Source organism: Saccharothrix sp. S26 (assembly GCF_021390395.1).
Taxonomy (GTDB): Bacteria; Actinomycetota; Actinomycetes; order Mycobacteriales; family Pseudonocardiaceae; genus Actinosynnema.
The window spans coordinates 342,777-359,114 of sequence record NZ_JAJUWT010000006.1; the positions used below are offsets into that span (position 1 = coordinate 342,777).

Genomic DNA, 16,338 nt, shown 5'->3' on the forward strand with positions numbered 1-16,338 from the left:
TGTCCGCGCCGGCACCCACCGCCAGGATCGGAGACCGATGCCGCCACCGCAGATCGGGTGGGCCCGGCTCCACCGGGGTGGAACCCGGCGCCGGGCGCCGGTCCGGCGCACCCGGTCGGAGCCAGGCGGGGTTCGGTGTCAGGCGGGTTCGGTGGCGGAGGTGGTCAGGCGGTCGAGGTCTTCGGCGGGGTGGACGGTGATGAGGGTGTCGGTGGCGGTGATGCGCAGCAGGCGGGCCAGCCGGTCGGGGACGGCGACCAGGCCGAGGCTGCCGCCGCCGGCACGGGCCTGTTGCCACAGGCCGAGGACGGTGCTGAGGCCGGAGGAGTCGCAGAAGTCCACCCGGGACATGTCCAGCAGCAACTGGACCGGGCCGTCGGCCAGCAGTGCTTGGCCCTGTTCGCGCAGGTGGGGTGCGGTGGCGGGGTCGAGGTCGCCGGTGACGGCGAGCACGGCGCAGCCGTTGCCGATGTGCCGCAGGTCGAGCTGGAACGGTCTGGTCATCGGCGGTCAGCGCTCCCGGCGGATGCGGCGGCGGTGGCAACCCCGGTGCCGGTGGCGGTGGGGACGCCGAGGGCGAGCAGGGCGACGTCGTCGTCGATGCCGTGGGGCAGGCCGGTGAGGAAGGCGACGGTGTCGGCCACGACCGCGGTCGCGGTGGTGGGGCCGGTGCGGGCGGCCAGCATCGCCGCGATTCCTGCGGTGTCCAGCAGCTCTCCGTCGGTGTCGCGGGCCTCGGTCAGGCCGTCGGTGTAGAGCAGCAGCGCCTCGCCGGGTGCCAGGTGCACGGTGGTGGCGGCGAAGCGGGCGTCGGGCAGGGCGCCGACCAGCATCGCGCCGGGCAGCTCCACCGGCCGCACCCGCACACCCCCGGTCCCGGTGGGGTCGGGCGCCAGGTGCAACGCCGGCGGGTGTCCGCCGCCGCCCAACCGGACCGCGACCCCGTCGCCCGCGGGGGTGAGGGTGCCGTACAGGGTGGTGCAGAACCGGGTGCCCACCGCCGGGTCCAGCAGCAGCGCGCTGTTCAACACCTCCAGCACCGCGACCGGGTCGTCGGGGTGCTGGTGGGCGGCGGCGCGCAGGGTGTAGCGGGTCAGCGACGTCAGCGCCGCCGCCGTCGCGCCCTTGCCGCACACGTCGCCCAGGAAGAACCCCCAGGTGTCGCCGCCGAGGGGGAACACGTCGTAGAAGTCGCCGCCGACCTGCTGCACGGAGGCGGGGTGGTAGTGGCAGGCCAGTTCCATCCCGGGAACCGCGGGCAGGACCGGTGGCAGCAGGGTCTGTTGCAGGGTGGCGGCGAACTCCGTGATCGCGGCCGTGTCGCGTTCGGCCTGCTCCCGCGCCTTCCGCTCGGTCTCGGCCCGCTCGGCTTCGGCCTGGCGGCGGCGCTGTTCGGCGCCTACCGCGCCGAGTGCGGACAGCCGCAGCTCCAGCTCGTCCATCACGATCGCGGCGAGGTCGGCCAGGGTGTCGGTGTCGTCCTCGGTGACCAGTCTGGGGCGGGTGTCCAGGACGTTGACCGTGCCCAACCGGTACCCGTCGGAGGTCGTGATCGGGGCGGCGGCGTAGAACCGCACCCCCATCGCCCCCGTCACCAGCGGGTTCCCGCAGGCGACCGGGTCGAGCAGGGTGTCGGGGATGACCAGTGCGCCGTCCTGGCAGATCGCCGAGGCGCACAGACCCGGATCACGCTCGATCTCGCTCACGCCGTCCAAGCCGTGGGCGGCCTTGAACCAGATCCGATCCTCGTCGACGATGGTCACCGACGCCACCGGCACCTTCAACAACCTCGCGGCCAGGGCCGCGACCCGGTCGAAAGCCCCGTCCGGCGGGGTGTCGAGGATGTCGTAGCGGCGCACCGCCGCCATCCTCCGCTCCTCGTCCTGCGGCACCGGCACCGGCGTGTCACGGCCGTGACCGGCGGATGACGCACCCAGCCGCTGTGGCACCACCTGCGGGCCTCCTCCACCAGGGACCGGCATCCCGATACGCCGACCACCACACGCAACCTAACCAACCCCGACACACCGCAAACACCCCGGGACCACCCATTCGGGCGAGCACGAGCGGCACCGGCGACCCCAACCGCCGACCGCGAGACCCCAGCGGGCCGCAGACGTGGACCCCGTCGTCAGCGGGGAGGCGGCACGGTGGGGGTCAGCCGGTCGTGCAGGCGCAGCACGTCGGTGTGGGCCAGGCTGGCCACGACGCCCGGCCGCACTCCCAGTCGGTGTGCCGCCTCGCGGTAGGTCAGGCCCCGGTACCAGACCAGCGTCAACGCCCGCGCCTGCTCCCAGGGCAGGTCGTGCAGCAGGTCCCGCACTGCCGGGGGCACCTCGAAGGACGGCTTCGCGGAGAGGTCGGTGGCAGGATCGGCGGGCGCCGGGTCGCGGGTGGTGTCGTGGCCGGCGCGGACACGGTCGACCAGGAGGCGGTGCGCGTGCACGATCGTCCAGATCCCGGCGTCGTGGTCGGGGTCGTAGCGCGGCGCGTCGCGCCACAGGCCGGTCAGCGCCTCCAGCGCCGCCTCCTCGGCCCGCCCCGGATCGTCGAACATCAGCCGGGCCAACCCGAACACCCGCCCCGCGACCCGATCGTAGAACCGGGCGAACGCCGCACGTCGCCACCGGGCGGCACCGGTCAACGACCGCCGCAACGACAGCCCGCCGGCGTCACGCCCCGCCGGGGCGAGCCGGTCCTGCCGATGTCCGAACATGATCAAAGCCCCCGAACGGATGTGGACGGTTGCAACCGGCGGCGTAACCCGATCCGGGCACCACCCGTGAAGGCCCGCACGCCGGCCCCCGCCGAGGGCGGTTCGTCACACCGTGTGCCCGCGGTGGACGGGTGCACCCGGACCACCATGACGGCGTCCGGAACCGCAGTGACCACGGCGGCCGGTCCCCGACCGGGTGAGCCAGCGTGCGACCCGCCCGCCGATCGGCTGCACTGGACTCGACCACGGGAATCACAGGTGACTCCGGCTCCGGCCGTCGCAGGAACGGTCCGGACGCGGCAGACCGGAGAACGAGGTGGTGGTCACGGCGGCGCCCACGACCAGCACCCGGTCGGCAGCACCCGGCCCGGGCTGCGACCCGGCACCGCCGCGACCACGTGGTGTCGCACACCACACCGTCAGAACAGAGAACGGCCTCGCGACGGCGGTGGCCGAACTCGAAGCACTCACGGGTTAGGAGTCGCCGCGGACATCGCCGAAGCGGCGGCCGGACCGTTCCGGATGGACGACGAGAGGTGGCGTCGGCGCGCGAACCATGGAGCGTGTCGACGTGTTTCGCCGCCATCCCCGCGATGCCGTTCGCCATCCGGAGCCACACCTGGGTCGGCTGGTGGAGCCTGGCGCCGATCGGCGGCGTCGTGGTGGGGCAGTTCGTCAACCCGCGCGTGTCCCCGCCGATCGACCCGCCCCATGGCTGGGCGGCGCGCGGAGTCCACGGCGACCGCACCTGGCCGTGCGACCGCACCGTGGGCCCGCCCGTCCGCCACGTCGCACCGGGACTGTTCGTCGCGCTGGGCGGCGCGGGATTCGCGTTGATCGCGTGGGGCCTGGTCGCGCTGGAGGTGTGGCCGACGGTCTTCGGCGCGACAGTGGTCGTCGTGGCGCAGCTGTGGCGCATCGACCGCTTCGGCCGGACGTGGGAGCAGGTCGAGCAGCTTGCCCCTCGACTACCTCGACCGGCTGTGTCGACATGTGAGGCCGCTGCCTGTGCAGTGCCGCTTCGCGGATTTCGGAGTGTCGGCGGTGTTCAGGACAGCGGTCGATGGGGCAGCCACTCCACCCGATCGCGTGCTACAGCTACGACTTCGGCTATCGGAGCGTGGCCGTGTGCTGTCCGCAAGTGGATAGCACAAGTGATGCCGTGCGGCCGATCCGGGCTGATTGGACGAGTGCGCCGGCAATTGCGGCAAGGTCGGATTCCCAGCGCGGACATCGGAGGCGACCGTGACGGCTCTATGCGACCGGGATGTGCTGACCGACTGGATGGGGCTGTGGACCGAGGACGACACCTACGGCGTCCGCGGAGCCCACCCGGGACCTGCGGAGGTGGGCGGGTTGCGGTTCGCCTTCTACGGTCGTACCTCGACCATCGAGCACCAGGATCCGGAGACGTCGCGGGCGTGGCAGTTGGAGGTGTGCGAGGTGTTGGTCGCCGGGCGTGGTCGGATCGTGGCGCGGTTCTTCGATGCCGGTCGGCCGGGGCGTGATCGGTGGCGGGATCGTCCGGAGGCTGCGGAGTTGTTGGCGGCGATCCGGGATCCGGATCGCGGGTTCGACGCGATCGTCGTGGGGGAGTTCGAGCGCGGGTTCGCCGGGGATCAGATCCAGCACATCGTCGCGTTGTGTCGCCGGTATGGGGTTCAGGTGTGGTTGCCCGAGGGGGGTGGTCCGCTGGACCTGGACGACCCGGAGCACCGGGCGTTGATCAGGATGTCGGGGGAGCAGTCGCTGCGTGAGGTGATCCGGGCGCGGCATCGGGCGATGGCCGCCATGCGCATCCAGACCCGTGACCACGGTCGCTACCTCGGGGGCCGTGCCCCCTACGGTTACCGGTTGGTGCCTGCGGGCCCGCACCCGAACCTCGCCGAAGCTCGTCGCGGCCGGTGCGTCTACCGCCTGGAGCCCGACCCGGAGACCGCGCCCACCGTGCGGTGGCTGTTCGCCGAACGTCGGGCCGGACACAGCGTGAAGGACCTGGTCGCCACGCTCAACCGGCAAGGTACGCCCTGCCCTGCCGAGCACGATCCAGAGCGCAACCGACACCGCACCCGCCGCCGGTGGACCGTGCAGTCGGTGGCGTCGATCCTGGCCAATCCGCGCTATACCGGTTGGCAGGTGTGGAACCGGCAGAGCGTCGACCACGACCACCACACGCCGGGGGGGGCGCAGGCACCGCCGCGTGACCCGGTGGAACCCGACTGACCGTTGGGTGCTGTCCCGTCAGCGCTCCCATGCCCAGTTGGGCAGCGAGGCCGACTTCGTCGCGATCCAGCGGATGCGTTCCGGTCGCCCGAACCAGGATGGCGAGAGCCGTGAGTACCTGTTCGCCGGGTTGTTGCGCTGCGACACATGCAGTCGACGCATGGACAGCCACTGGGTTCACGGCCGCCCGGGCTATCGCTGCCGTCACGGCCACACCGGCCCGCGCACCGAGCACGCGCCAGCCACCCTGTACCTACGCGAGGACCACCTGATCACCAGGATCGGTCACGCCCTGCACATGCCTGTGGTCGCGAGCCCGAGCCTCGTCGCCGCCCAGCTCCGCGCCCGCCACATCATGATTGTGTGCACCGCCGACGGAGTGTCGGTCGAGCTGCCTCGCCCGATCCTGCGGGCCGCGTAAACACGAAACCACGGGTCCGATCTGATAAACTCAAGATCGAACCCGTGGGGTAAAACTGTGTCCGAGGGGGGACTTGAACCCCCACCCCCTTGCGGGGACTAGCACCTCAAGCTAGCGCGTCTGCCATTCCGCCACCCGGACTCGGCTCTCGCCGTGGTGTGCGCATAGATTACATGATCGTCTTCCGTGGTCCAAATCGGGGGGGTTGGTTGAGGTTTGTGCTGGTCAGGGGGGTGGGTCATGGTGGAGGGAGAGTTGGGGGAGGTGTGGGTGCGCGATCGGGTGGTTGGGGGTCCAGGTGGGGCGGGAGCGTCGGTGGGCTCGGTGGGGGTGAGGTGAGGTGTTGGGGGTGGGTCGGCGTGTTCGGTGGGACCGGGGGCTTGGAGGTCCGCATCGTCAGCCTATTGGGCACTGGTTTTTGTTGTTCCGACCGGCGACGCTGGCGCGGTGACTAATGAAGTTCCTCCTCTCATCTACGACGACGTCACCGATCTGGTGCCGGTGATGCTGCCGGCTGACGTCGCTACTCGGCTCGACATCGAGACTGAGCGCACTTCGCTCGCGCTGAGGAACCGGGTTCCGGTCTCGGTTATTCGTGCCACGTTGCTCGCGGTCGGGTTGGATCAGGCTCATGTGGCGGCGCGGACGCTTATTGGGCGAGCGGCGACGGCGGATCGGCAAAGGCCCGATTCGCGGTAGTGGGTCAGGCCCGTCGTGGGGTGGCCGGTCCTGGGTTCGGACGTGGGCGCGGGACCGGTCGGAATTCGGTGATGGGTGCGGTGGGTGAGGTGGTTGCTCGGGTGGGTGTCACTGAGGTGGTTGAGGTGGCACGGTGGGTGGGGGAGCTCGAGGTGGGGGCGGGGGTCAGGGGGTGAGTGGGGGGAGTTGTTTTTGGGGGGCCAAAGCCTCGTTCAGTTGGTGGTCGGCGAGGCGGTCGCGTTGCCAGATGGTGCCGGCGTCCTTTTTGCCGATGGGGTGGAACCGGGTCAGGGTCGGTTGCCACCGGTGGTCGAAGGTGATCAGGGCGCGGACGGGGTGGTTGGGGTCCGGATCCGGGTTAAGTGGGGTGTAGTCGGGTAACGCCGGCAGTGGTGGTCGGTCGGGTTTTGTTCTGGTGGCGTATTCCCGGGTGACGGCGGTGCGGAATGCGGTGTAGTCGGTCGGGCTGTCGGAGAGCAGCAGGACCAGGCGTTGTGGTGAGGCGATGGTGTGGAGGCATTCGACGAACTCCCACACCGTGCCGGGGGTCGGGGTGGCGGAGAGGACGACGAGGTGCGCGTGCCGGATCAAATCGGTGACGGTTCTCTGCCAATCCGGGCCGGTGACGTAACCGCGCAGGGCTCCCAGTTGGGGTGCGCGTTCACCGGGGCGGCCGATGGCGACGACCTGGCCGTAGGTGCCGAAGTAGCGGATCAGGTGTTCTTCGCGGGTCAGGCCGCGGCGGGACAGGAGGGTGCCGACGGGGTTGCCCGGCAGTTCCGGGGGTGTCGCGAGGGCGGTGTCGGTGTGGAACGAGCGCAGGTAGAGGACGTAGCGGGTGCCGGGGAGCGCGTCGAACGAGGTCATGGGGCGGGTGCGGAACCTCTTGCCCCACACGACGGACAGGTGGCCGATCTCGAAGACGACGCCGCCGACGACCGCGGTCACGATCTTGAGCAGGATCGTGGTGGGCCAGCCCAGGTCGGGGTCGTCCAGCCAGACGGACAGGTTCTGCCGGGACAGCACGAACGCGCCGATGAACAGCACGACGCCGGCCGCGCGCAGCACCCAGCCGACGGTGGTGAGAGCCGCGGCCGCGGTGACGTGCCCGACCGATAACCGCTCCTGCGTGGTCATGGCCGGGATCGTAGGCGCAGCGGGGCCGGTCGAGGTCAGTAATCGACGGGGTCGCGGGCTATGGGGCAGGTCATGCAGTGGCCGCCGCCGCGGCCCCGGCCCAGTTCCGCGCCGACGATGGTGATCACCTCGATGCCGGCCTTGCGCAGCCGGGAGTTGGTGTGGGTGTTGCGGTCGTAGGCGACGACCACGCCGGGTTCGAGGGCGACCAGGTTGTTGCCGCTGTCCCACTGGCCGCGTTGGGCGGCGTAGGCGTCACCGCCGGTCTCCACGACGCGCAGCCGGGGCAGGTCGAGGGCGTCGGCCACGACGTCGACGAAGGACTGCTTCTCCTCGGTCACCTCGATCGGGTCGCCGGGGCGCAGGGTGAACGTGTGGATGCCGTCGACGATGTCGGGGAACGTCGTCACGCAGTCGACGTCGGCGAAGGTGAAGACGGTGTCCAGGTGCATGGCCGCGCGCAGCTTCGGCATCCCGGCGACGATCACGCGTTCGGCGACGCCGCGCTCGAACAGGGCGGCGGCCAGCTGGGTGATGGCCTGGCGGGACGACCGCTCGCTCATGCCGACCAGGACCACGCCGTTGCCGACCGGCATCACGTCGCCGCCCTCCAGCGTCGACAGCCCCCAGTGCCGCTCGGGGTCGCCCCACCACACGGTGGAGCCGACGAAGTCGGGGTGGAACTCGTAGATCGCCTTCATCAGCAACGTCTCGTCGTGCCGCGCCGGCCAGTACAGGGGGTTGAGCGTCACGCCGCCGTACAGCCAGCACGTCGTGTCACGGGTGTAGAGCGTGTTGGGCAACGGTGGCATCAGGTACTCCGGCACGCCCGTCGACTCACGGGCCAGCGCGACGTAACCGGGCCGGAAGTCCGGCGGCAGGTCCGCTGTGGACAGCCCGCCGATCAGGTACTCGGCCAGGCGCCGGTGTTCCAGGTCCTCCAGGAACGCGCGGGTGTCGTCCACCAGCCCGATCCCCACCTCGTCGACGACGATCTTGCGGTCGAGCAGCCACGCCTTGGCCCCCGGCACGTCGAGCGTCTCGGCGAGCACGTTGTGCAGCTCCACGACGTCGACCCCGCGTTCGCGCATCTTGGCCATGAAGTCGAAGTGGTCGCGGACGGCGTTCTGCACCCACATCACGTCGTCGAACAGCAGGGCGTCGCAGTTGGTCGGGGTCAGCCTGGCGTGGGCGAGGCCGGGTGCGCACACCAGCACCTTGCGCAGCGTGCCGACTTCGGAGTGCACGCCGTAGGCGTCGGACGGGCGCTGAGCGGTGTCGGTCATGTCGTTGTCCCTCTCGTTAGATGACGATCAGGCCCGTGGCCAGGCCGATGACGCCGAGCACGGCCAGCACGACCGCGAGGGCGAACAGCGCCAGCTCGGCGGGGGAGAACGCGCGCCTGCCCTGTTCCCGGCGCGCCATCACGAACAGGATCGTGCCGGGCGCGTAGATGATGAACGACAGCAGCAGGAACTCGATACCGGCGGCGAAGATCAGGAACGCGGTGTAGAGGGTGGCGATGGCGGCGATCGCCACCTCCTTGCCCCGGCGGCCGCTGTCGTGCTCGTAGGTCTCGCCGCGCATCCCGATCCGCAACGCGTACGCGGCCGCCAGCAGGTACGGGATGAGGGAGAGCGAGCTGCACAGCTTGAGGGTGAAGGTGAAGGCGTCGTCGGAGAACAGGGTGACGACCAGCACCGCCGTGATGAGGGTGCTCGTCATCACCAGCGCCGCGATGGGCACGCCCTGGCGGTTCTCGCGCTTGAGGAACCGGGGCATGTCGTCGTCCTTCGCCGCGACGAACAGCACCTCCGCGGCCATCAGCGTCCACGCCAGGTAGGCGCCGAGCACGGAGACGATCAGGCCGACGCCGATGAACGCCGACCCCCAGGTGCCGACGACGGACTCCAGCACGCCCATCATGGACGGCTGGCGCAGCCCGGCGAGGTCGTCCTTGGGCAGCGAGCCGTAGGACAGCAGCGTCACCGACGCGAACAGGGCCAGCACGCTGAGGAAGCCGAGGACCGTGGCCCGGCCGACGTCGGAACGCCTGCGGGCGTAACGAGAGTACACGCTCGCGCCCTCCACGCCGAGGAACACGAAGACCGTGACCAGCATCGTGGACCGCACCTGCTCGAACAGCGCGCCCGGCGACGGGTCGGCACCGCCCCAGAAGTTGGCCGAGAACACGTCGGCCCGCAGCGCCACGGCGATGATCACGACGAACGTCAGGAGGGGCACGAGCTTGGCGATCGTGACGACCCGGTTGATCGCCGCGGCCTCCTTGACGCCCCGCGTGATCATGTAGTGGAACGCCCACACGCCGACGGCCGAGATCGCCACCGCGAGCACGGTGTTGCCCTCGCCCAGGCCGGGCGCCACCGTGCCGAGGGTCGACTTGATCAGCACCCAGTAGCTCACGTTGCCGACGCACGCGCTGGCCCAGTACCCGAACGCGGAGAAGAAGCCGGGGAACTCGCCGAACCCGGCCTTGGCGTAGGCGTATACGCCGGCGTCCAGTTCCGGTTTGCGCACCGCGAGGGCTTGGAACACGAACGCGAGCATGAGCATGCCGACGCCCGCGACCACCCAGGCGAGGATCGCGCCGAACACCCCGGTGGCCTGGGCGAAGTTGCGGGGCAGCGAGAACACGCCCGCGCCGACCATCGACCCGACCACCATCGCGGTCAGCGTGAGCAACGGCAGCTGCTGTGACTTCTTGGTCTCGGTCACCGTCATGGTCGTCACCTGTTCACGCGTCGGCGCTCGCCGGTCGCGTCCTCTCGATCCGGAAACCGGTGAACCCGTACGCCACGCTCAGCAGGGGGCTGGCGAGGTTGAAGAAGCAGAACGGCAGGTACAGCAGCGTCGACACGCCCAGCGCGGCGCTCATGAAGGCGCCGCAGGAGTTCCACGGCACCAGCGGGGAGGTGACCGTGCCGCTGTCGGCGGTCAGCCGGGACAGGTTGGTCGCCGCGAGGTCGCGTCGGGCGAACTCGGCCCGGAACACCTTGGCCGGGAGCACGAGCGCGATGTACTGGTCGCCCGCGACGACGTTGAGCCCGAACGCGGTGGCGAACACCGCGGCGAACAGCCGGCCGGTGCCCTTCGCGGCGCGCACCATCGGGCCGATCAGTCGGTTGATCAGGCCGAACTCCTCCAGCAGGGTGCCGAAGGTGACCGCGCCGATGATCAGCCACAGGGTGGGCAGCATGCTGTCCATGCCGCCGCGCGACAGCAGCCGGTCGACGTCGGCGATGCCGGAGTCCATCGAGAACCCGGTGGCCAACGCCTGCCACACGGCCTGGATGCCGGTGCGCACCGGGTCCAGCCCGGGGTCGGCGACGAACGCGTGCACGACGTCGTGCTGGGTGAACGCGGCGAGGATCCCGGCGAACAGCGCCGACGCCATGAGCGCGAGCGACGCGGGCGCCTTGCGGATGGACAGCACGGCCAGCAGCACCAGCGGCAGCAGGTTGAGCGGGGTGATCCAGTAGAGGTCGCCGAGCGCGTCCAGCTCGGAGGCGGTGTCCGCGTCGTCGGTCGGCGCCGGCCCCCAGAACAGGCCGATGAGCCCGAACAGCACCAGGGCCAGGCCGAACGCGGGCACGGAGGTCCACGCCTGGCGTTTGATGTGCTCGTAGACGTCGACCCCGACCAGTTGCGAGGCCAGGACGGTCGTCTCCGACAGCGGGGAGAGCTTGTCGCCGAGGTAGGCGCCGGAGATCACCGCACCGGCCGTGATGCCCGGTGAGAGCCCGAGCATCAGGGCGATGCCGACCAGGCCGACGCCGATGGTGCCCGCCGTGGTCCACGAGCTGCCGATCGACATCGCGACGATGCCGCAGATCAGCGCCGTAGCCGCGTAGTACCAGGTGGGGGACAGGGCCTGGATGCCGTAGTAGACCAGCGTCGGGATGGTGCCGGACAGGTTCCACGCGCCGATCAGCGCGCCGACCGCCAGCAGGATGAACAGCGCGCTGGTGACGGAGGTCAGCGCGCGCTGGCTCGCGGCCTGCACCTCGTCCCAGTGGTGGCCGTTCTTGAGCACGACCAGAGCGGCGAGCATCGCGCACAGCACGAGCGCGACCTGCACCGGGCCGTCGAGGGCGGCCAGGCCGAACAGGGCCAGCGAACCACCGATCAGCGCGACCAGGACGACCAGCGGCACGGTCGCGTCCACGAGGGACGGCTCGCGGACGTGCCGGTGGCTGCCGGAACGGGTCATGGGACGCCTCGGTGGGCAGGACCGGGGCACGGCGGCGGTCGACCGAGGGCGGTGGACGGCCACGGGCGCAGCACCGGTCGGGGTGGCGGTTCGGGCACGGGCGCCCCGGTCGCGACCAGCGCGGCCGGTGAGCGTCCCGCGCGGGAACCGGCATGGCCCAACCACGGTAGGTCGGGGTCCGTGGCCGCGCAAAAGGTCGTTACCCGCGCCGACACCAACTATCCCTGATCGGGTGATCCCTTCACGGTCGGTGAACCCCTCGCAGTCGCGTGGTGAGCAGAACGCCCGGCACGCGCACCAGGGCGGTGGGGTCGAGGATGAGGGCGGTTCAGAGAGCGCCGGTCGGGCGGCGGCCGTTCGTCAGGTCCGCGATCTGCTCCGGGGTGAACGGCGGGTCGAGGAGGTCGGCGCGGTGGGCGTGGCATCGGAACATGTCCGCGATGTAGTGCATCCGGTCGGGGAGGTCCGACCAGTCGCGGGCGGCGGTGTCGAGGAGGCTGTCGGAGGTCGGGTCGACGGTCTTGAGCAGCGCCAGCAGCTCGGGGTTGGTCAGGTGGGCCAGCAGGGGCGGGAACTCGGCGCGGAGGTCTTCGCTGAGGTCGAGCAGTTCCCCGCCGGGCAGGGCCAGCGTCATCAGGTGCTCGGTCACCGCGCGCCGGGCCAGCGTGCGGGCGTGGTCGGCCAGGTGTTCGGCGGCCAGCCGCACGGGCGTGCGTCGGCCCAGCACGGTCAGCAGCGTGCGCCGCAGCCACTTCACCACGCGGTTGCCCGGCAGGAGCACGTCGAGCAGTCGGCGTTCGAGGTCGCGCGGGTCGATCACGGGCGCTTGCAGCGCGGCGGTGATCTCCGGTTGCAGGCGGGTCTGCTCGTGCAGGCCGATCTCGATGTTGGCCAGCAGCAGCAGCTCGGCCCGTTCCTTCGGGTCGGTGGCGGACATCGCCCGGTGGTAGCGGGTGAACGCCTGCCGCAGGTAGCGCTGGCCCTCGGGCGGCTCGCCGGGTCGCAGCGAGGCGCTGAACTCGTCGAGGTCCTCGCAGGCCAGGAAGCGGGCGAACTCGCGGGCGATCTCCTCGAAGACCTTGAGGTTGCCCCGCGCCGAGGCGTCACCGGCCGCGTCGAGCCGGGCGGTCGCCACGACGGCCTGGCGCACCAGCCGCTCGGCGTCGGCCAGGACGCGCTGCGGCACGGCCCGCCGCAGGGCGCGCACCAGCAGGTCGACACCCGCCGTCGCCTCGGGTGAGGACTTGAGCAGCCGCTCCAGCAGCCGGGCCGGGTCCTCCTGCCGGATCGTCTGGCCGACCTGCTTGGACGCCCACACGGCGAACGTGCACCAGTTGGCCGCCCCGCCGGTCCGGTCGGCCAGCGCACGCGACAACCGGTGGTAGCAGTGGGTGATCTGGAGGTTGCGGACGACGGGATCGGCGTGTGCGGCGATCCGGTCGACGTCGGCGGCGGTGGGAGGCACGTCGCGGACCGCCCGCACGTCACCACTGGTCTGCGTCATGGATCGCTGCCCTTCTCGCTGAGGTGTACACGTGGTTGGTCGTCACGAGGGCGACGAACGTGACACCCCGGTTCCCGGTCAGGGCTTCCAGGCGCGCACGGCGTGCCGGCGCAGCTTGCCCGACCCGGTGCGCGGCAGGGACGGCACGAACACGACCTTGCGCGGCACCTTGTACGCGGTGAGGTGGCGGCGGGCCAGGTCGATCAGGTCCTCGGCCAGGTCGTGGTCCTCGAACGGACCGTCGGCGCGCACCACGTACGCCCGCAGTTGCACGGCTCCGTCGTCGTTCGACACCGCGCAGACGGCCGCCTCGCGCACCAGGGAGTGGCTCGCGAGCAGGTGTTCGACCTCCAGCGGGTGGACCTTGATGCCGCCAACGTTCTCGATGTCGTCCAACCGGCCCGTGACGCGCACGTAGCCGTCGGCGTCGATCGAGGCGAGGTCGCCGGTGGTGTACCAGCCGTCGGCGCGACGAGCCGTGCCGCGGTCGTCCACGCCGAGCGTGATCGTCGGCCCGCGCACCTGCAACCGGCCCGTGACGTCCGGTTCGACCGGATCGCCCTCGTCGTCCACGACCCGCACTTCGAACGGCGGCAGCGCACGCCCGGCGGTGCCGAAGCGGCGTGCCGCGAAGGTGTTGTGGGTGAACGCCTGGCCGACCTCCGTGGTGCCGATGCCGTTGAGCAGCCTGTCGCCCAGGACTTCCATCAGGCGTTCCTCGAGCGCGGGAGCGAGGACCTCACCACCGGTGGCGGCGATGCGGAGGTTCGCCAGCCGGTCGCCGCCGGGGTGGGCGACGAGCTTGCTGTAGAACGTCGGCACGGCGAACAACGCGGTCACGTTGTACTTGTCCACGATCGCCAGCACGTCGTCCACCAGGGGCGCTTCGGGGTTGAGCACCACGCGGCTGCCGCTCATCAGCGGGAAGAACAGCGAGTTGCTCAGGCCGTAGGCGAAGTACATCTTGGACACCGAGTGCACGACGTCGTCCGGCCCGAGCTCCAGCGCGGGCACGGCGAACGAGCGGTGGTGCACGACCGGGTCGCCGTGCAGCTGCGGCACCAGCCGGGGCACGCCCGTGGTGCCCGAGGTGAACGTGGCGTACACCTGGTCGTCCGACGAGCGCGGCGTGACGGGGACCGGTCGCGCGCCCTCCAGGTCGGCGAACGCGGTCACCCGGAACCCGGCCGCGGTGAAGCCGGGTCGGCCCACCACGAGCGCCGGTCCGGCGGCGTCGAGCACCTGGCGCAGCTCGTCGGCGTGCAGCCGGGGGTTGATCGGGACGGCCACCGCGCCCGCGTGCGCCGCGCCCAGGAACGCCAGCACGAAGTCCGGCCCGTCGTCGAGCACGAGCGCTACCCGGTCACCGGGCCGCACGCCCGCGCCGGCCAGGGCACCGGCCACGCGGGCCGCCCCGTCGTACACGTCGGCGTGCGTCAGCATGGCGCCGTCGACCTCGTAGGCCGGCCGCTCCAGCCACCCTCCGGCGTCGGCTGCGGCACGCATCGCCTCGACCAGGTTCATCCCAGCCTCTTCCTGCTCGGGCCCGCCGGGGGCGGGGGAGGTCACGGACTACAGCAGCGCGGCCACTTCCGACCGCCACTCCAGGACCACGTCGAACAGGCCGGCGACGCCGTCCAGGTCGGTCAACGGGGTCGGCCCGCCGCGCAGCGCGGCGACGAAGTCCGCGTAAGCACCGCTCACGGCAGGGGCGTCGAGCTCCGCGGCCGGTCCGGCGCCGGTGACCGAGAGGTGGAAGCGGGGCTCGCCCCACCCCAGCTCGATCGTCCCGGTGAGCCCGCCCGCCACCGCCACGGCCCGCACCCGCGTCGAGGTCGCCGCCACCGTCCGCACGTCGGTCACGGGCACGCCCAGCACCCGTTCGACGGCGTCCAGCGCGTCCGGGCCGAGCTCGGTGACGACGTCACGGCCCTGCGGCCGGTCCAAGTGCAGCGAGAACCCCTCCGGGCGGCCTTCGGTGACGGCCTTGGCCAGCTCGACCAGCCCCGGGTGGTGCGCCCACGGCAGGTCGACCGAGCACCGCCCGGGAGCCTGCCGCGCGGCCTCGACCAGGCGGGCCAAGTCGTCCACGGCCCGCTTGTCCAGCAGCACGTGCAGCCCGCGCCGCAACGCGGTCAGCGCCGCCGCGGTGTCCGGCGCGCGCACCACGACACCCTCCGCGGGCACCGTCTCGACCAGGCTCGTCCCGTCGCGCAACGCCCAGGGCGCATCGTGGGCGCGTGCGACGGGCAGCAACGCCCGCACGTCGGGATCGGACACGCCGACCACCCGCACACCGCGCACGACCGGCACCGGGTCCGCGCCGACGACCACGACCCGCACGTCGGCGGGCTCGGCGGTGGCCAGCGCGCGGTCGCTGGCGAAGAAGCTCAGGTCGGCCGACGCGGAGCCGGGGTCGGCGAGCACCGACACCCGCGGCCGGTCCAGGTCGGCGTAGTCCTTCTCGACCGGCACCCACTCCAGGGCCTGCGCCGGGTGCGTCGGTCCGGAGGCGAACAACCCGGCCCACCGGCTGCGGATCACCCGCATGTGCCGCTTCCAGATGGGCAGCTTGTCGTGGCCGACGTGGTTGAACGTGGTGCCCTCGAAGTGCCGCATCGCCACCGACCCGACGTAGCGCAGCCGCTCGCCGTCGGCGCGCAGGCGGCAGCACAGGTCGACGTCCTCGCACAGCGACACCGGGTCGAACGACTCGTCGAACCCGCCGACGCGGCGGAACGAGCCGTGCCGCACCATCAGCGCGGCGGTGGGGGCCCACGACTGCTCCCGGTGCTCGCGGTGCGCCGCGGCGAGGGGCTGGCCGCGCCCGACCGGTCCGATGCGGCCGTCCGCCGTGGACGCCCCACCCGCGCACTGCACCAGCGCGCCGTCACCGGGGTAGAGCAGCAGCGGCGACACCGCGGCCAGACCCGGGTCGGCAGCCAGCTCGGCGGCGAGCACCTCGATGACGTCGGTGTCGTCCACCAGCACGTCGTTGTCCAGGAAGAACAGGAACTCCCCGCGCGCCGCGGCCGCGCCGACGTTGCGCCGTTCGCTGCCGCCGCGGTCGTCCTCGTGGCGCAGGACCGTCACCGGCCGCGGGTGCTCCAGCGCGGCGAGGTGCTCGGCGGTGCCGTCGTCGGACCCGTTGTCCACCACGACGATCTCGAAGTCGCCCGACGCGCGGGCCAGGGACGCCAACGCGCGGCGCGTGTACTCCAGGCGGTTGCGGACCAACATGACGACCGAGACCAGGCCCGGTAACGGGGTCGGGTTCACACTGCGCCCTTCACCGATCGGATCGTCCCGACGCGGCACGTCGCTGCGCCGGTCGAGCACGACAAGGGGTGGGGTGGTGCCCGCGCGCAGCGGTGGCGTCACCGCCGACCGCCTCATCGGTCGTCCGT

12 protein-coding genes, 1 tRNA gene and 1 pseudogene are annotated in these 16,338 nt (G+C 71.6%); 3 read left to right on the forward strand and 11 right to left on the reverse strand.

The genetic code is table 11. From position 1 onward, the window contains the following. Nucleotides 1-138: 138 nt before the first annotated feature. From LZG04_RS12175 to LZG04_RS12185, 3 genes are all read right to left on the reverse strand, one after another. Nucleotides 139-504 (reverse strand): STAS domain-containing protein, encoded by a 366-nt coding sequence (locus LZG04_RS12175; protein WP_233815933.1) that lies wholly within the window; start codon nucleotides 502-504, stop codon nucleotides 139-141. Continuing rightward, nucleotides 501-1,952, reverse strand: coding sequence for a PP2C family protein-serine/threonine phosphatase (locus tag LZG04_RS12180; protein WP_233815934.1), 1,452 nt, complete (start codon nucleotides 1,950-1,952; stop codon nucleotides 501-503). The genes LZG04_RS12175 and LZG04_RS12180 overlap by 4 nt, the downstream gene beginning before the upstream one ends. Before the next feature lie 179 nt (nucleotides 1,953-2,131). Then, nucleotides 2,132-2,716, reverse strand: a complete 585-nt coding sequence (locus LZG04_RS12185; RefSeq protein WP_233815935.1) for a sigma factor — start codon at nucleotides 2,714-2,716, stop codon at nucleotides 2,132-2,134. Nucleotides 2,717-3,309: 593 nt separating this feature from the next. Here LZG04_RS12185 and LZG04_RS42995 point away from each other — a divergent pair. From LZG04_RS42995 to LZG04_RS12195, 3 genes and pseudogenes are all read left to right on the forward strand, one after another. After that, nucleotides 3,310-3,621, forward strand: a pseudogene (locus tag LZG04_RS42995) (DUF6653 family protein); the annotation flags it as partial. Nucleotides 3,622-3,898: 277 nt separating this feature from the next. After that, nucleotides 3,899-4,939 (forward strand): recombinase family protein, encoded by a 1,041-nt coding sequence (locus LZG04_RS12190; protein ID WP_233815936.1) that lies wholly within the window; start codon nucleotides 3,899-3,901, stop codon nucleotides 4,937-4,939. 37 nt (nucleotides 4,940-4,976) lie between these two features. Beyond that, entirely contained in the window at nucleotides 4,977-5,360 is a 384-nt protein-coding gene (locus tag LZG04_RS12195; RefSeq protein ID WP_233815937.1) for a zinc ribbon domain-containing protein, read from the forward strand. 58 nt (nucleotides 5,361-5,418) lie between these two features. On the opposite strand, the gene LZG04_RS12200 is transcribed toward LZG04_RS12195, so the two are convergent. From LZG04_RS12200 to LZG04_RS12240, 8 genes are all read right to left on the reverse strand, one after another. Continuing rightward, nucleotides 5,419-5,501: transfer RNA gene (locus LZG04_RS12200), tRNA-Leu, on the reverse strand. Between the two features lie 723 nt (nucleotides 5,502-6,224). Then, entirely contained in the window at nucleotides 6,225-7,196 is a 972-nt protein-coding gene (locus LZG04_RS12210; RefSeq protein WP_233815938.1) for an RNA-binding protein with serine-rich domain 1, read from the reverse strand. Nucleotides 7,197-7,231: 35 nt separating this feature from the next. Beyond that, on the reverse strand, nucleotides 7,232-8,482 hold the full coding sequence (locus LZG04_RS12215) for an arginine deiminase (RefSeq protein WP_233815939.1): 1,251 nt from the start codon (nucleotides 8,480-8,482) through the stop codon (nucleotides 7,232-7,234). A gap of 16 nt (nucleotides 8,483-8,498) precedes the next feature. After that, complete coding sequence (locus LZG04_RS12220; protein ID WP_233815940.1) at nucleotides 8,499-9,938, reverse strand: basic amino acid/polyamine antiporter; 1,440 nt, start codon at nucleotides 9,936-9,938, stop codon at nucleotides 8,499-8,501. 13 nt (nucleotides 9,939-9,951) lie between these two features. Continuing rightward, nucleotides 9,952-11,427, reverse strand: a complete 1,476-nt coding sequence (gene nhaC, locus LZG04_RS12225) for a Na+/H+ antiporter NhaC (RefSeq protein ID WP_233815941.1) — start codon at nucleotides 11,425-11,427, stop codon at nucleotides 9,952-9,954. Nucleotides 11,428-11,755: 328 nt separating this feature from the next. Then, on the reverse strand, nucleotides 11,756-12,931 hold the full coding sequence (locus tag LZG04_RS12230) for a hypothetical protein (protein WP_233815942.1): 1,176 nt from the start codon (nucleotides 12,929-12,931) through the stop codon (nucleotides 11,756-11,758). A gap of 78 nt (nucleotides 12,932-13,009) precedes the next feature. After that, nucleotides 13,010-14,455 (reverse strand): class I adenylate-forming enzyme family protein, encoded by a 1,446-nt coding sequence (locus LZG04_RS12235; RefSeq protein ID WP_233815943.1) that lies wholly within the window; start codon nucleotides 14,453-14,455, stop codon nucleotides 13,010-13,012. Between the two features lie 48 nt (nucleotides 14,456-14,503). After that, complete coding sequence (locus LZG04_RS12240; RefSeq protein WP_233815944.1) at nucleotides 14,504-16,327, reverse strand: glycosyltransferase; 1,824 nt, start codon at nucleotides 16,325-16,327, stop codon at nucleotides 14,504-14,506. Nucleotides 16,328-16,338: the final 11 nt, after the last annotated feature.

What these genes read in the sequence shown, in the direction of transcription:
- LZG04_RS12175 (WP_233815933.1), bottom strand. Translation starts at nt 504, where the DNA reads ATGACCAGACCGTTCCAGCTCGACCTGCGGCACATCGGCAACGGCTGC.
- LZG04_RS12185 (WP_233815935.1), bottom strand. Translation starts at nt 2,716, where the DNA reads ATGTTCGGACATCGGCAGGACCGGCTCGCCCCGGCGGGGCGTGACGCC.
- LZG04_RS12210 (WP_233815938.1), bottom strand. Translation starts at nt 7,196, where the DNA reads ATGACCACGCAGGAGCGGTTATCGGTCGGGCACGTCACCGCGGCCGCG.
- LZG04_RS12215 (WP_233815939.1), bottom strand. Translation starts at nt 8,482, where the DNA reads ATGACCGACACCGCTCAGCGCCCGTCCGACGCCTACGGCGTGCACTCC.
- LZG04_RS12220 (WP_233815940.1), bottom strand. Translation starts at nt 9,938, where the DNA reads ATGACGGTGACCGAGACCAAGAAGTCACAGCAGCTGCCGTTGCTCACG.
- nhaC (WP_233815941.1), bottom strand. Translation starts at nt 11,427, where the DNA reads ATGACCCGTTCCGGCAGCCACCGGCACGTCCGCGAGCCGTCCCTCGTG.
- LZG04_RS12230 (WP_233815942.1), bottom strand. Translation starts at nt 12,931, where the DNA reads ATGACGCAGACCAGTGGTGACGTGCGGGCGGTCCGCGACGTGCCTCCC.
- LZG04_RS12235 (WP_233815943.1), bottom strand. Translation starts at nt 14,455, where the DNA reads ATGAACCTGGTCGAGGCGATGCGTGCCGCAGCCGACGCCGGAGGGTGG.
- LZG04_RS12240 (WP_233815944.1), bottom strand. Translation starts at nt 16,327, where the DNA reads ATGAGGCGGTCGGCGGTGACGCCACCGCTGCGCGCGGGCACCACCCCA.